This window comes from Candidatus Pantoea communis (assembly GCF_011752685.1).
Lineage (GTDB): Bacteria > Pseudomonadota > Gammaproteobacteria > Enterobacterales > Enterobacteriaceae > Pantoea > Pantoea communis.
Genome location: NZ_VWXC01000006.1, coordinates 34,776 through 49,220, shown reverse-complemented (window position 1 = coordinate 49,220; position 14,445 = coordinate 34,776). Strand labels below are relative to the sequence as shown.

General features: G+C 54.1%; 11 protein-coding genes. 7 read left to right on the top strand and 4 right to left on the bottom strand.

Going from position 1 to position 14,445, the window contains the following annotated elements; genetic code table 11:
* Positions 1–389 precede the first annotated feature (389 nt).
* Positions 390–1,322 carry a 2-dehydro-3-deoxygluconokinase gene (gene kdgK, locus F3J37_RS10015; RefSeq protein WP_166933244.1) on the bottom strand — a complete coding sequence of 311 codons (933 nt, stop codon included), beginning with the start codon at positions 1,320–1,322 and terminating at the stop codon, positions 390–392.
* Positions 1,323–1,606: 284 nt separating this feature from the next.
* On the opposite strand from kdgK, the gene pdeH reads away from it, so the two are divergent.
* Both pdeH and F3J37_RS10005 read left to right on the top strand, forming a co-directional pair.
* Positions 1,607–2,380, top strand: coding sequence for a cyclic-guanylate-specific phosphodiesterase (gene pdeH / locus F3J37_RS10010; protein ID WP_166933242.1), 774 nt, complete (start codon positions 1,607–1,609; stop codon positions 2,378–2,380).
* A 61-nt stretch (positions 2,381–2,441) separates the two neighbouring features.
* Complete coding sequence (locus tag F3J37_RS10005) at positions 2,442–4,502, top strand: AsmA family protein (RefSeq protein ID WP_166933241.1); 2,061 nt, start codon at positions 2,442–2,444, stop codon at positions 4,500–4,502.
* Here the strand turns inward: F3J37_RS10005 and ppiC are convergent, their stop codons facing one another.
* Positions 4,503–4,784 (bottom strand): peptidylprolyl isomerase PpiC, encoded by a 282-nt coding sequence (gene ppiC / locus F3J37_RS10000; RefSeq protein WP_034827827.1) that lies wholly within the window; start codon positions 4,782–4,784, stop codon positions 4,503–4,505.
* A gap of 196 nt (positions 4,785–4,980) precedes the next feature.
* On the opposite strand from ppiC, the gene rep reads away from it, so the two are divergent.
* The gene (gene rep, locus F3J37_RS09995) at positions 4,981–7,002 is read left to right on the top strand and encodes a DNA helicase Rep (RefSeq protein ID WP_166933239.1); all 2,022 of its coding nucleotides are present in this window, start codon (positions 4,981–4,983) and stop codon (positions 7,000–7,002) included.
* Positions 7,003–7,160: 158 nt separating this feature from the next.
* On the opposite strand, the gene gppA is transcribed toward rep, so the two are convergent.
* Together gppA and rhlB are read right to left on the bottom strand one after the other, a co-directional pair.
* Positions 7,161–8,645: a guanosine-5'-triphosphate,3'-diphosphate diphosphatase gene (gene gppA / locus F3J37_RS09990; protein ID WP_097118507.1), complete on the bottom strand. Its 1,485-nt coding sequence runs from the start codon at positions 8,643–8,645 to the stop codon at positions 7,161–7,163.
* A gap of 7 nt (positions 8,646–8,652) precedes the next feature.
* Positions 8,653–9,948 carry an ATP-dependent RNA helicase RhlB gene (gene rhlB, locus F3J37_RS09985; RefSeq protein WP_166933238.1) on the bottom strand — a complete coding sequence of 432 codons (1,296 nt, stop codon included), beginning with the start codon at positions 9,946–9,948 and terminating at the stop codon, positions 8,653–8,655.
* A gap of 116 nt (positions 9,949–10,064) precedes the next feature.
* On the opposite strand from rhlB, the gene trxA reads away from it, so the two are divergent.
* The 4 genes from trxA (at position 10,065) to wzzE (ending at position 14,441) form a co-directional block, all read left to right on the top strand.
* Positions 10,065–10,397: a thioredoxin TrxA gene (gene trxA / locus F3J37_RS09980; protein ID WP_003851963.1), complete on the top strand. Its 333-nt coding sequence runs from the start codon at positions 10,065–10,067 to the stop codon at positions 10,395–10,397.
* 343 nt (positions 10,398–10,740) lie between these two features.
* Positions 10,741–12,000 (top strand): transcription termination factor Rho, encoded by a 1,260-nt coding sequence (gene rho / locus F3J37_RS09975; protein WP_034827837.1) that lies wholly within the window; start codon positions 10,741–10,743, stop codon positions 11,998–12,000.
* 278 nt (positions 12,001–12,278) lie between these two features.
* On the top strand, positions 12,279–13,355 hold the full coding sequence (gene wecA / locus F3J37_RS09970) for a UDP-N-acetylglucosamine--undecaprenyl-phosphate N-acetylglucosaminephosphotransferase (RefSeq protein WP_034827962.1): 1,077 nt from the start codon (positions 12,279–12,281) through the stop codon (positions 13,353–13,355).
* A 36-nt stretch (positions 13,356–13,391) separates the two neighbouring features.
* Positions 13,392–14,441 carry an ECA polysaccharide chain length modulation protein gene (gene wzzE / locus F3J37_RS09965; RefSeq protein ID WP_166933236.1) on the top strand — a complete coding sequence of 350 codons (1,050 nt, stop codon included), beginning with the start codon at positions 13,392–13,394 and terminating at the stop codon, positions 14,439–14,441.
* The last annotated feature ends 4 nt before the right edge of the window (positions 14,442–14,445 follow it).

The window sequence follows — 14,445 nt, the reverse complement described above, 5'->3', positions numbered from 1 at the left end:
CCGGATTAACAGCGTCCTGCTGTTGTTGATTAAAACATGGTCTGTTTTCGCGCTGGCGTCCAGCCGAAAACCCACCATTTCTGCAGTTTCGGACTATGCCTGGCGGCCCGATTTCTGTCCGTAATCTATTGAATTTAAATTGATATGGTAAGGGTTTCTAAACTGGCGTCGGCGGATATGAGCCAAAGGTGGATCGCTGGCGAGGTTAGTTAAAATTCACAGTGTAATCTCGGGATTTAAGGCAAATTATCCTGTGCATTGTGTAAGTCGTGATTATCAAATCAACAGCGGCAAAGTGAACGATTGGCGCCATGCATCGTGCCAACGGATATCCAGCGGCGCCAGGCGTCGTGCCTGAAATAGCGCCGCTGGGAAATGCTGAAAGGGGGTTACTGCGGCATAGCGCTTAAAGGGATAATGGCTCCACGATGCTGGATCACCGTGCTGGCGGTGAGATGACCGCGCGCGGCCGCATCTTCTGCCCTCCCTCCGGCTAAACGTACGGCCAGATAACCGGCGCTGAAGGAGTCGCCTGCGGCCGTGGTGTCGATCACCTTCTCTTTTGCCAACTTGATGGCGGGCACTTCACGCAACGGCTCATCGCCTATCGCTACTAAACAGGAATCGGCACCGCGTTTGATGGCAATTTCCTGCACACCGGCTTCGCGCGTGCGTGCAATCACTGCGTCCAGCGGCTGTTCACCCCACAGCAGGTGCTCATCATCCAGCGTCAGGAAGGCGATATCGGTGTGATGCAGCATCTCGGCATAAGCCTGTTGCGCGCTGGATTTGTCTGCCCACAGACGTGGACGGTAATTGTTATCGAAAATGACCTTGCCACCGTTTTGGCGACAGGCGCTGAGCAGTGCCATCAGTTTCTCTCGGCTGGTGGCCGGCAGAATCGCCAGGCTTATACCGCTGAGATAGAGGTAATCGTAGTGGGCCAACTGGGCGCAAATCGCGTCAGACTCTGGGCCATCCAGCCAGAAGCGCGCAGCGGCATCATTGCGCCAATACCAGAAGGTGCGCTCGCCGTGTTCGTCGGTTTCAATGAAATAGAGGCCCGGCATTTTATTGTCGAGACGCTGAATGAGCTGGGTGTGCACCTGCTCCTGCTGCCAGGCAGCGATCATCTGGTCACTGAAACTGTCGGTGCCCAGCGCGGTGACATAGTCCACCCGCAACTGCTGGCTATCTGACTGGCGTGCCAGATAAACCGCCGTGTTTAGCGTGTCGCCGCCAAAGCCACGTTTGATGTTCTCACCTTTTTCGGACAGCTCAATCATGCATTCGCCAATGATGGCAATGTTCTTCTGCGTCATGGTCTTCGGCCTGTAGTGAATTCTGCCCTCGAGTCTCGCGTCTGGTATGGCAGCTGTCAATGGTTTTTAAAACGATGTTTTAATTTAACTTAAGGTGGCTGCACCCACTTTCCACGGCGATTTAACGGACAAAGCGCCGCTTGTTTTGCCGATTAAGCCTGAAACGCGCTGATACACTCAACTGCTCGTGAGGTGGCTGAGACCAATAAAGTTATCGTGTTACTCGCCGATACTTGCCGCTGAGAAACAATTTGCAGGCACCCACCACCTACCAGGAAAAAACCATGGTGATGAACAAGTTAAGTCATCGGCTGCCTATTTCAATTGAACTGGAGCAACAACAGGAAACGCGTTTCTTCTGGCAGCAGTGCCAACGATTCTATACTTTCCAGCCGATTTACCAGGTCTCCGGCCGTTTACTGGCTATTGAATTACTGACTGCGGTGACACACCCATCCGCACCAGAGAAAAGGTTGTCGCCCGAAACCTATTTTGATGCGCTGACTATCGCGCAGCGCCTTGATGTCGTCGAGGAACAGCTTGAGCTGTTATTACAGTGGTCACACTTTTTCAGTCAGCGTCAGCTGGTGGCCTCGGTGAATATTGATGGTCCGACGCTGTTAGCCATTGAACAGCATGACGATATCCGCCAGTTGATTACGCAACTCCCCTGGGTGCGATTTGAACTCACGGAGCACCATGCATTGCCGCAGGAAGAGATGGTGGCGAAGATGCCTGAACTGGGCCCGCTGTGGCTCGATGACTTTGGATCAGGCATGGCAAACTTCTCTGCGCTGACTGAGCTGCGCTATGACTACATTAAACTGTCGCGCGAGCTGTTCATGCTGCTGCGCTCTACCGATGAAGGCCGCTCGCTGTTCTCCATGCTGCTGGCGTTGATCAATCGCTATTGCAACGGCGTTATTGTTGAAGGCGTGGAGACCGAAGAGGAGTGGCAGCAGGTACGCAATTCACCTGCAATGGCGGCACAAGGCTATTTCTTCTCGCGGCCTGTTCCCTTCAGCACGCTGGAATCCCTGGCGCTCGAGCTTCCCTGATCCCGATCCGCAACGTCTCGACTACAGTTATGTGAGACGTTGAGGGCAAGGAGGAAGCAGAATGTCACGTACGGGAAAAGTCCTGAGTTGGGTTTTCGGGATTTTATTGTTGTTGGTTGTGGTGGTGGTGGTGATTATCGCCACGTTTGACTGGAACCGCCTGAAGCCAACCATCAACCAAAAAATCTCCACTGAGTTAAACCGGCCTTTCGCCATTCGGGGTGATCTGGGTGTTGCCTGGGTGCGCAATCGCGAAGAACCCGGTTGGCGCAGTTGGGTGCCGTGGCCGCAGGTGCATGCCGATGACATTATGCTGGGCAATCCGCCGAATATTCCCGATGTCACCATGGTGCATTTGCAGCGCGTTGAAGCCACGCTTGCGCCGCTGGCGCTCCTGCATAAACAGGTTTATTTGCCGTGGATTAAAATGCAGCTGCCCGATGCGCGGCTGGTGCAGACTGCGGATAAAAAGAATAACTGGACCTTCAACTTAGCCAGCAGCGAGAACAGCGATGCTAATGCGCCGCCTTCTGCCTGGTCTTTCCGCCTCGATAATATCCTGTTCGATAAAGGCCAGATTCGTTATCGCGATGCCATCAATAAAGCCGATGTGACCGTCACCCTTAATCCACTGGGCAAACCGGTGCCTTACGCGCAGGTAGCGGGCGGTAACGACCAGCAGAAAGGCGCGGGCGATTTTGTCTTTGGCTGGCAGGCGGAGGGGACATACAACGATCAGAAATTGACTGGCGACGGCAAGATCGGCGGCATGCTCTCGTTGCGCAGCAAAACCACACCGTTCCCACTGCAGGTGGATGTGCGCAACGGCACCACGCGCGTGCGCGTTGACGGGACGTTGCAGGATCCTTTAAATCTCGGCGGGCTGGATGTGCGTCTGCGCTTTGCTGGCGATACGCTGGCGAATCTGTACGGTTTAACCGGCGTGCTGCTGCCTGATACGCCGCCGTACGAAACTGACGGCCATTTGATCGCGCGCTTCAATGAAGAGAAAGGGCCGCTGTTCCGTTACGAAAACTTCAATGGGCATATTGGCGATAGCGATATTCACGGCTCGCTGGCTTATCACCAGGTGAAACCGCGTCCAACGTTGACCGGAGAATTAACCTCGAACCAGTTGCGCATGGCGGATTTAGGCCCGCTGATTGGCGTAAATTCGGGCAAGGGCAGTGAGAAAACCCAGCAGGCTAAAGCCCAGCGTGGTGACGCTTCGACTCAACCGGCCGATCGCGTGCTGCCACATGACAAGTTTGATACCAAAAGCTGGGACGTGATGGATGCGGATGTGAAATTCAGCGGAAAACGCATCGAACACAGCAGCAAGCTGCCGCTTAGCGACCTTTATACCCATCTGCAGTTGAAAAACGGTGACCTGCTGCTCGATCCGCTGCGCTTCGGCATGGCGGGCGGTAGTATCAACTCCACCATTCATCTGGAAGGGGATAAAAGCCCGATGCGCGGTCGCGCGGATTTGCATGCGCGTAAGCTGCAACTGCGTCAGCTGTTCCCGAATGTCACGGCGATGCAGCGTAGCCTGGGTCAGTTAAACGGCGATGCCAGCCTGAGCGGTACCGGCAACTCGGTGGCGGATATTCTGGGGACCAGCAACGGCGAGCTGAAACTGCTGATGAATGACGGATTGATCAGCCGTAGTCTGATGGAAATTGCCGGCCTGAATGTCGGTAATTATGTGGTCGGCAAACTGTTTGGCGATGATGAGGTGCGCATCAACTGTGCCGCCACCGATCTCAATATCCGTCAGGGTCTTGCCACGCCGAAAGTGTTTGTGCTGGATACGGAGAATGCGGTGATTAATGTCACCGGCAACGTTAACTTTGCCAATGAAAGGATGGACTTATCCATTAATCCAGAGAGCAAAGGCATTCGTATCATCACCTTGCGATCGCCACTGTATGTGCGTGGCACCTTCAAAAATCCGGATGCGGGAGTGAAAGCCGGGCCGCTGATCGCACGTGGCGCTGCTGCGGTGGCGCTGGGCGCAGTGGTGGCGCCGGCCGCCGCACTGCTGGCACTGATTTCACCCAGTGATACAGATGCCAACCAGTGCAGCAACGTGTTGCAGCAGATGAAAAGTAAAAAGTGATCAGTTGCGCCACAGCACTTTGATGATGTGATAACCAAAGGCGGTTTTCACCGGCCCGTAAGGTTGCAATAGCGGGCAGGAGAACACCGCCTTATCAAAGGCGGGCACCATCTGGCCTTTACGGAATTCACCCAGATCGCCGCCGTTACGTCCCGATGGACAGGTGGAGTGTTTTTTTGCCAGCTGCTGGAAGTTTGCGCCCTTTTCCAGCTGGGCCAGCAGGGATTTGGCCTGCGCTTCATCCTTGACGAGGATGTGCAAAGCTGCCGCGGTTTTCGCCATGTTGGTGTCTCTGTATGTATGTATAATGTTCGGCGCATTATATCCCCGTCCTACTTCAAATTGCAGGTGCGTTGGCTGCGTATGCTTGATACGGTGACTGATTGAGTCAGTTTCCGGGAGTCGCTCACCTGTCCATATTCCTGCCATGCGAAATCGTCAGGGGATCTCCTTTTCATTAGTCGAGTGATATTCCGTTATGCGTTTAAACCCCGGCCAACAACGTGCTGTCGAATTTGTCACCGGTCCCTGCCTGGTGCTGGCCGGTGCAGGCTCGGGTAAGACCCGCGTCATCACCAATAAAATCGCCCATCTGATCCGCGAGTGTGGCTATCAGGCGCGCCATATCGCGGCCGTCACCTTCACCAATAAAGCCTCGCGCGAGATGAAAGAGCGTGTCGCACAAACGCTTGGACGTAAAGAGGCGCGCGGCCTGATGATCTCCACCTTCCATACGTTGGGGCTGGAGATAATCAAACGTGAATACAAAGCGTTAGGAATGAAAGCGAGCTTCTCGCTGTTCGACGATCAAGATCAGCTGGCGCTGTTGAAAGACCTCACTAAACAGTGGCTGGAGGAAGACAAAACGCTGTTGCAGCAACTGATCTCCACCATTTCCAACTGGAAGAATGATCTGGTCGATCCGCAGGGTGCGGCTGGCCTGGCCAAATCCCAGCGCGACCAGATTTTTGCCCACTGCTATCAACTGTATGACCAGCATCTGAAATCCTGCAACGTACTGGATTTCGACGATTTGATTGCGCTGCCGACGCTGTTGCTGCAACGCAATCAGGAAGTGCGTGAGCGCTGGCAGCAGCGTATTCGCTATTTATTAGTGGATGAGTATCAGGATACCAACACCAGCCAGTATGAGTTGGTGAAACTGCTGGTGGGCGCGCGGGCGCGTTTCACCGTGGTCGGTGATGATGACCAGTCAATTTACTCCTGGCGTGGTGCGCGACCGCAAAACCTGGTGCTGCTGAAAGAGGATTTCCCGGCGCTGGAAGTGGTGAAGCTGGAGCAGAACTATCGCTCAACCCAGCGCATTCTGAAGTCAGCTAACATCCTGATTGCCAATAATCCGCATGTGTTTGAGAAGCGCCTGTTCTCCGAGCTGGGTGAGGGCAGCGAGCTGAAGGTGCTGAGTGCCAACAATGAAGATCATGAGGCCGAAAGGGTCGCCGGTGAGTTGATTGCCCATCACTTCGTTAATAAAACCGCCTACAAAGATTATGCGATTCTCTATCGCGGCAACCACCAGTCGCGCGTTTTTGAAAAGCAGCTGATGCAGAACCGTATTCCTTATCGCATCTCTGGCGGCACCTCGTTCTTCTCACGGCCGGAAATCAAAGATTTGCTGGCTTATCTGCGCGTACTGACCAATCAGGAAGACGACAGTGCTTTCCTGCGTATCGTTAACACGCCGCGCCGTGAGATTGGGCCTGCCACGTTGCAGAAGCTGGGTGAATGGGCCAACTTGCGCAACAAAAGTCTGTTCAATGCCAGCTTCGATATGGGGCTGGAACAGACGCTGAGCGGGCGCGGTCTGGAGCATCTGCAGCGCTTTACCCAATGGCTGAATGAGATTATCCAGCTGACGGAGCGCGAGCCAGTGAATGCGGTACGCGATCTGATTCGCGGTGTCGATTATGAAAGCTGGTTGTTTGAGACCTCGCCCAGCCCCAAAGCCGCTGAGATGCGCATGAAAAACGTCAATACGCTGTTCCAGTGGATGACGGAGATGCTGGAGGGCGATGAGCTGAATGAGCCGATGACGTTGGCGCAGGTGGTGACGCGCTTTACGCTGCGCGACATGATGGAACGCGGCGAGAGCGATGATGAGAGCGATCAGGTGCAGCTGATGACCTTGCACGCCTCCAAAGGGTTGGAGTTCCCGTATGTTTATCTGGTCGGTATGGAAGAGGGGTTGTTACCGCATCAGAGCAGCATTGATGAGAACAACATCGAAGAGGAACGCCGCCTGGCCTATGTGGGGATTACCCGCGCGCAAAAAGAGCTGACCTTTACCCTGTGCCGTGAACGCCGTCAGTATGGCGAACTGGTGCGTCCGGAACCGAGCCGCTTCCTGATGGAGCTGCCGCAGGATGATGTGGTGTGGGAACGCGAGAAAAAAGTGGTCAGCGCCGAGGAGCGGGTGAAAACCGGGCAGACGCGCGTCGCGGGTTTACGTGCGATGCTGGAGAATGCGAAGAAGGGGTAAATCCCCCGCCGTTCGTTCAGGCCAGGCCTGTAGCGAGAACCGTTGCGAGCGTAGCGGAGGCAAGACGAAAAGTTCCCGGCAAAGCGGAGTTCACATGCCGTCAATGAGCATTTGACGGGAGCTTTTCAACGCAGCATCAGCAAGCGCAGCAGGTTTAATTAAGAGATAGTCAGCAACCAGTGCACATAAGACTGGTAATGACTCTCTTGTTCCAGCAACTCGGCACGCAGCGGATGCGCATCCAGCCAGCCAGCAGGGAGTGTCAGGTGCAGCGCATCATCATCCGCCTGTAAACGCACTGCGGGCAGCGTGTCATCGCGACGACGGCTGGAGAAAATAATCGCCAGACGCAGTAAACGGCTTAAGCGTTCCGCCATACGCGGTGGCACAGCGTTCTGCTGCGTCAGTAAAGCGAGATCGATACTGCCACTTTGATTTTGCAGCAGGCAGGCGAGCATTTTTTTCTGTGCGGGCGTAAAACCAGGAAGATCGAGATGGCGAATCAGGTAAGCGGCGTGCTGGGGTGCCTGGCGGAAATCGACGCTCAGGCCTATTTCGTGAATTGAACAGGCGCTCAGCAGCAGATCGCGACATCGGTTATCCAGCTTCCAGACAGTGCTCACCTGGCGGAAAAAGCTTTCAGCCAGCTGACGCACGCGGCTTGCCTGCTCCACATCGATAGAGAAGCGGCGCTGGACGTTTTGCAACGTGCGGCTACGAATGTCGCGGTCAATCGGCAGATGCAGCATGCCGTACACCAACCCCTCACGCAGTGCGCCACCGGCCAGCGTCATGCTGTCGATGCTTAGTTCATGGAAGATAGCGATCAGAATCGACAGGCCGCTCGGAAATACCAGCGCGCGCTCGAGTGTCAATCCTTCGATTTCCAGCTCTTCCAGCTTGCCGCACTGGATCGCACGCTGTTTTAGCTGCTGCAGCTTGCTCAGGGTGATGCGTTCATCCATGCCCTGCGCAACCATAATTTCCTGCAGTGCCTGCACGGTGCCAGAAGCACCGACGCAGATCTGCCAGCCTTTTTCGCGCAGTGCCGCCGCGACCGGACGAATCATGTCACGGGCCGCTAATTCAGCCTGCTCGAAATTCTCTTTCGCCAGGTGACGATCGCCAAAGTAGCGTTCCAGCCAGGTGACGCAGCCCATCGACAAACTAAACAACGTGGTCGCGTGCGAACCCTCGCCGGTGACCAGCTCGGTGCTGCCGCCGCCGATATCCACCACCAGGCGCTGATCGGAGCCTCCGGTAGTGTGGGCAACACCTTGATAAATCAGGCGTGCTTCTTCCTCGCCGCTGATGACATTCACCGGGCAGCCAAGAATTTCTTCGGCGTGAGTCAGGAAGTCCTGGGCATTTTCAGCAATACGCAGCGTAGCCGTGGCGACCACACGGATTTGCTCGGGGGGAATATCTTGCAGCTGTTCAGAGAAGAGTTTCAGACATTGCCAGCCACGCTGCATCGCCTCGGCGGAGAGGTGATTGGCTTTGTCCAGACCGGCAGCCAGACGTACCTTACGCTTTATACGCGCAATGGTCTGAATACTGCCGGACACTTCGCGCACCACCAACATATGAAAGCTGTTAGAGCCTAAATCAATCGCAGCATAAAGTGACGATGCGCTCAGCATGGTGTGCTTAACTCGAACGTTTACGGTTGTTATTGCGCGGCGCACCGCTACGACGGTTGCTGTTGTTCCCGCCACGGCGTGGGCCGTTGCCAGAACGGCTGCGCTGCAGACGTTTCGGCGGAGGCAGCTCACTCATCAGTGCTTCACTGCTGTACTTACTCACCGGAATACCGTGACCAATGTACTCTTCAATCGCTGGCAGGTTCAGTGCGTACTCTTCGCACGCCAGGCTGATGGAGTGTCCGCTGGCACCCGCGCGGCCGGTACGACCGATGCGATGCACGTAGTCTTCACGGTCGTCAGGCAGATCGTAGTTGAACACGTGGGTCACTGCAGGAATGTGCAGACCTCGCGCCGCAACGTCAGTCGCGACCAGAATATCCACATCACCTTTGGTGAAGTCATCCAGAATACGCAGACGTTTTTTCTGTGCCACATCGCCCGTCAGCAGACCTACACGGTGACCGTCCGCGGCCAGATGGCCCCAGATATCTTCACAGCGGTGTTTGGTGTTGGCGAAGATGATGGCGCGGTCGGGCCACTCTTCTTCGATCAAGGTTTGCAGCAGACGCATCTTCTCTTCATTCGAAGGGTAGAAAAGTTCTTCTTTGATGCGGTGGCCGGTTTTCTGCTCCGGTTCCACTTCCACGTATTCAGCGTTGTTCATATGTTCGAACGCCAGTTCACGTACGCGGTAAGAGAGGGTCGCCGAGAACAACATGCTCAGACGCTGGGTGGCCGGCGGCATGCGGCGGAACAACCAACGGATATCTTTAATAAAGCCAAGATCGAACATGCGATCGGCTTCATCCAGAACCACGACCTGAATGGCGCCGAGGTTGATGTGATTTTGTTTCGCATAGTCGATGAGGCGACCGGTGGTGCCCACCAGGATATCGACGCCATCGGCCAACACTTTTAGCTGTTTGTCGTAGCCGTCACCGCCATAAGCCAGACCCAGTTTCAGACCCGTGAGTTTCGACAGTGGCTCTGCATCGGCATGGATCTGCACAGCAAGTTCACGCGTCGGGGCCATGATCAGCGCACGTGGCTGATTAATCTGGCGGCCTTCAGCGGCTGGATGAGAAAGAAGATGATGAAACGTTGACGTCAGGAACGCCATCGTTTTGCCGGTACCGGTTTGCGCCTGACCCGCAACATCACGCCCTGAAAGCGCAAAAGGCAGTGCCAACGCCTGAATAGGCGTGCAGTTAGAAAAGCCTTTGGTATCAAGGGCTTCAACCACCTGTGGGTGCAGGGCGAAGTCGGAAAACTTCTGTTCAGTTAAGTGTGTTTTGCTCATAGTGTGGTAGAATATCAGCTTACTAGCGCTTTACGAAAGCGTATCCGATGAAATAAAGTCAACCTACGTTGGTATATTTTACGCCAATTCGCCAGGCACAATCTTTGGAGTTAAACATGAGCAGCGATAAAATCGTTCACTTGACCGATGACAGTTTCGACACTGACGTGCTGAAAGCCGACGGTGTCACTCTGGTAGATTTCTGGGCTGAATGGTGTGGTCCTTGCAAAATGATCGCCCCAATTCTCGACGAAGTCGCAGAAGAGTACGACGGTAAGCTTACCATCGCCAAGTTGAACATTGATGACAACCCGGGCACTGCGCCTAAATATGGCATTCGTGGTATCCCGACACTGCTGCTGTTCAAGAACGGTGAAGTGGCTGCGACCAAAGTAGGCGCCTTGTCTAAAGGCCAGCTGAAAGAGTTCCTGAACGCTAACCTGGCCTAAGCCCGGCGCGGTGTTGTTCCGCAGTGGTGAATTTTTTCGCCACTGCTGGACGTCTCCCTTCAGGCGTGTTAAGTTGACCTCACTGCATTACGCACTTACCTTGTAGTTTGCATCTAAAGTTTTCCCTTGTCAGACCCTGCTCGCATTGAACGTTATCGTGGTTTGGCAATCTGATGACTAGCACATTCGGCATCACCTTTCGACCATCTCTTCGTTTCCTATCGCCACATCAGACGATAATCGTCGAGCAGAGTTGAAAAAGAGCCATTAACGGCATGGAATTTTTGCCATACCACCCACGACAATCATTTCGAGAATTACCCCGAGTTTAAGAACCCTCACTATGAATCTTACCGAATTAAAGAACACGCCGGTTTCTGAGCTGATTACCCTCGGCGAAAATATGGGTCTGGAAAACCAGGCGCGTATGCGTAAACAGGATATTATTTTCTCTATCCTTAAACAGCATGCGAAAAGTGGCGAAGACATCTTTGGTGATGGTGTGCTGGAGATATTGCAGGACGGATTTGGTTTCCTCCGCTCTGGAGACAGCTCCTACCTCGCCGGTCCCGATGATATCTACGTTTCTCCCAGCCAAATCCGCCGCTTCAACCTCCGCACTGGTGACACCATTTCTGGTAAAATTCGCCCGCCAAAAGAGGGTGAACGTTACTTTGCGCTGTTGAAAGTTAACGAAGTTAACTACGACAAGCCGGAAAACGCGCGTAATAAGATTCTGTTCGAAAACCTCACGCCACTGCACGCAAACAATCGTCTGCGTATGGAGCGCGGTAATGGCTCAACCGAAGATTTGACCGCTCGCGTACTGGATCTGGCATCGCCGATCGGTCGCGGTCAGCGTGGTCTGATCGTGGCGCCACCGAAAGCCGGTAAAACCATGCTGCTGCAGAACATCGCACAGAGCATTGCGTACAACTATCCGGATTGCGTGCTGATGGTGCTGCTGATTGACGAGCGTCCGGAAGAAGTGACCGAGATGCAGCGTCTGGTGAAAGGCGAAGTCATCGCATCCACCTTCGACGAACCGGCTTCACGCCACGTTCAGGTCGCTGAGATGGTGATCGAGAAGGCTAAGCGCCTGGTCGAGCACAAGAAAGACGTGATTATCCTGCTTGACTCCATCACCCGTCTGGCGCGTGCTTACAACACCGTGGTGCCGGCTTCCGGTAAAGTGTTGACCGGTGGTGTGGACGCCAACGCCCTGCATCGTCCGAAGCGTTTCTTCGGTGCAGCACGTAACGTGGAAGAGGGCGGCAGCCTGACCATCATCGCCACCGCGCTGGTTGATACCGGTTCGAAGATGGATGAAGTGATTTACGAAGAATTTAAAGGTACAGGTAACATGGAACTGCACCTGTCGCGTAAAATTGCTGAAAAACGTGTCTTCCCAGCGATTGATTACAACCGCTCCGGTACCCGTAAAGAAGAACTCCTCACCACGCAGGAAGAGCTGCAGAAAATGTGGATCCTGCGCAAAATCATCCATCCAATGGGTGAAATTGATGCGATGGAGTTCCTCATCAATAAGCTGGCGATGACCAAAACCAACGACGAATTCTTCGATATGATGAAGCGTTCGTAAGTTGGCGAAATTGAATCGCTAAGCGAAGCGATTCTTTCGCACAATTTGCCAGGATTTATTGCTAACGCCACGTCTTAACGTGGCGTTTTTCATTTATGGGCATTAGGATTAGCCCAGTCAGGAAGCAATATGATGATTGTGCCAGAAAAGTGCTGGTTTTTTCAGCAATCAGACTTTTCGCAGGCAGAATTCGGACAAAGGATATACGGCAATGGCAAGAATCTTGCTTATTGTTGTCGATGATTTTAGCTGAGAGCGTTAACGTGAATTTACTCACTATGAGTACTGAGCTGGGTTTTGTTTTTCTGTTTACTTTAGTGTTCCTATTTTTTGCCCGTAAAGCCGCTAAAAAAATTGGGCTGGTAGACACACCTAATTCAAGAAAACGACACCATGGCGCCATTCCGTTAGTGGGTGGGATCTCCGTTTATGCGGGGATTTGCTTTGCTTTCGCTATTTCAGATTATTATTTACCCCATGCGGCACTCTATTTAAGTTGCGCAGGGGTGCTGGTGCTGGTGGGTGCACTGGACGATCGGTTCGATATCAGCGTTAAAATCCGCGCATTAGTACAAGCGGCGGTGGCCATCGTGATGATGGTCGGCTCAAAACTGTATCTGCTGAGCCTCGGATTTATCATTGGTCCGGTGGAATTGGTTGTTGGGCCATTTGGCTACGTACTTACACTGTTCGCCGTTTGGGCGGCCATTAACGCCTTTAACATGGTGGATGGCATTGATGGCTTACTGGGTGGGCTGGCCAGCGTGACCTTTGCCGCCATGGGCATCATCCTCTTTTTCGACGGGCAAACCAGTCTTGCGATGTGGTGTTTCGCCATGATCGCCGCCACCATCCCCTATATTTTGCTCAATCTGGGTCTGATTGGTCGCCGCTACAAAGTGTTTATGGGCGACGCCGGCAGCACCATGATTGGCTTCACCATTATCTGGATCCTGCTGGAAACCACCCAGGGTCTGAGCCATCCGATTACGCCGGTCACGGCACTGTGGCTGATCGCCATTCCGCTGATGGACATGGTGGCGATTATGTATCGCCGCCTGCGTAAGGGGATGAGTCCGTTTTCAGCTGACCGCCAGCACATTCACCATTTGATCATGCGTGCCGGTTTCACTTCGCGTCAGGCCTTTGTGCTGATTACCGTGGCTGCAGCGCTGTTGGCCGGTATTGGTGTGCTGGGCGAATACCTTGCCTTCATCCCCGAGTGGGTGATGCTGGTGCTGTTCCTGATGGCCTTTTTCCTTTACGGCTATTGCCTGAAACACGCCTGGCGTGTGGCGCGCAAAATCCGTCGTATTAAACGCCGCTGGCAAAGCAGTGGCGAAGATAAAAAATAAATTACCCCGATCAGTACCCCGATAAGGACTTTTGTTATGACCTCTGTCGTTGTGGAGAACGAACTGGATGTGCGCGGCCTTGGCTGCACGCTGTGGCGCGGCAAGCGCTGGATTATCGGCTTTGCGCTGCTGTTCGCCTTATTGGCATGGCTCGCCTCGATGCTGATGAAACAAGCATGGAGCACTACCGCCGTTACCGATCGTCCAACGGTTAACATGCTGGGTGACTTCTTCGTGCAGCAGCAATTCCTCAATAATCTCGATGTGCGTAACAACACGCTCAATCTCAACACGCCCGCCCCAACGGTGATGGATGAGGTCTATCAGGAGTTCACTATGCAGTTGGCTTCCTGGGACACGCGGCGTGATTTCTGGCAGCAGACCGATTACTTCAAAAGCCGCAAAAGTGGCAACGCGCATAACGATGCCGCACTGCTGGATGATTTGATTACCAATATCCAGTTCACACCAGCGGATGCGGCGCATAACACGCTGGATAACATTAAGCTGATTGCTGAAACCGCCGGTGACGCGAATAACCTGCTGCGCCAATATATCGCCTATGCCAGCGAACGCGCGGCGCGCCATTTGAATGCGGAATTGAAGGGGGCATGGCAGGCGCGCAGCGCGCAACTGCAAGCGCAGGTCACTCGTCAGCAGGAAGTGGCACAGGCGGTGTTTGATCGCCAGCGTCAACGTATTGAACAGGCCTTAAAGGTCGCTAGTCAGCAAGGCATCAAAGAAAACCGTGCACCGGCCATTAGCGAAGCGCTGCCTGACAGCGATCGCTTCCTGCTCGGGCAGCAAATGCTGCAGGCTCAGCTCGATACATTGCAGGCCAGCGGGCCCGCTTACGATTTGAGCTATGATCAAAACAGAGCGATGCTGGGCACGTTGCAGGCAGGTGCGCAGTTGGATAAGCCCTTCCAGACTTACCGCTATCTGCGTACGCCTGAAGAGCCGGTGTCGCGCGACAGTCCGCGCCGAATGTTTATGATGATCATGTGGGGCGTCATTGGCGCGCTGGTGGGTGCAGGTGTGGCGCTGGTGCGCCGTCCTCGTCCGACGTCACCAACGAGCCATTAAGAGA

Excerpts from the sequence above, each read along its gene's own strand:
- kdgK (WP_166933244.1), bottom strand. The coding sequence starts at position 1,322 with ATGACGCAGAAGAACATTGCCATCATTGGCGAATGCATGATTGAGCTG.
- pdeH (WP_166933242.1), top strand. The coding sequence starts at position 1,607 with ATGGTGATGAACAAGTTAAGTCATCGGCTGCCTATTTCAATTGAACTG.
- F3J37_RS10005 (WP_166933241.1), top strand. The coding sequence starts at position 2,442 with ATGTCACGTACGGGAAAAGTCCTGAGTTGGGTTTTCGGGATTTTATTG.
- ppiC (WP_034827827.1), bottom strand. The coding sequence starts at position 4,784 with ATGGCGAAAACCGCGGCAGCTTTGCACATCCTCGTCAAGGATGAAGCG.
- rep (WP_166933239.1), top strand. The coding sequence starts at position 4,981 with ATGCGTTTAAACCCCGGCCAACAACGTGCTGTCGAATTTGTCACCGGT.
- gppA (WP_097118507.1), bottom strand. The coding sequence starts at position 8,645 with ATGCTGAGCGCATCGTCACTTTATGCTGCGATTGATTTAGGCTCTAAC.
- rhlB (WP_166933238.1), bottom strand. The coding sequence starts at position 9,948 with ATGAGCAAAACACACTTAACTGAACAGAAGTTTTCCGACTTCGCCCTG.
- trxA (WP_003851963.1), top strand. The coding sequence starts at position 10,065 with ATGAGCAGCGATAAAATCGTTCACTTGACCGATGACAGTTTCGACACT.
- rho (WP_034827837.1), top strand. The coding sequence starts at position 10,741 with ATGAATCTTACCGAATTAAAGAACACGCCGGTTTCTGAGCTGATTACC.
- wecA (WP_034827962.1), top strand. The coding sequence starts at position 12,279 with ATGAGTACTGAGCTGGGTTTTGTTTTTCTGTTTACTTTAGTGTTCCTA.
- wzzE (WP_166933236.1), top strand. The coding sequence starts at position 13,392 with ATGACCTCTGTCGTTGTGGAGAACGAACTGGATGTGCGCGGCCTTGGC.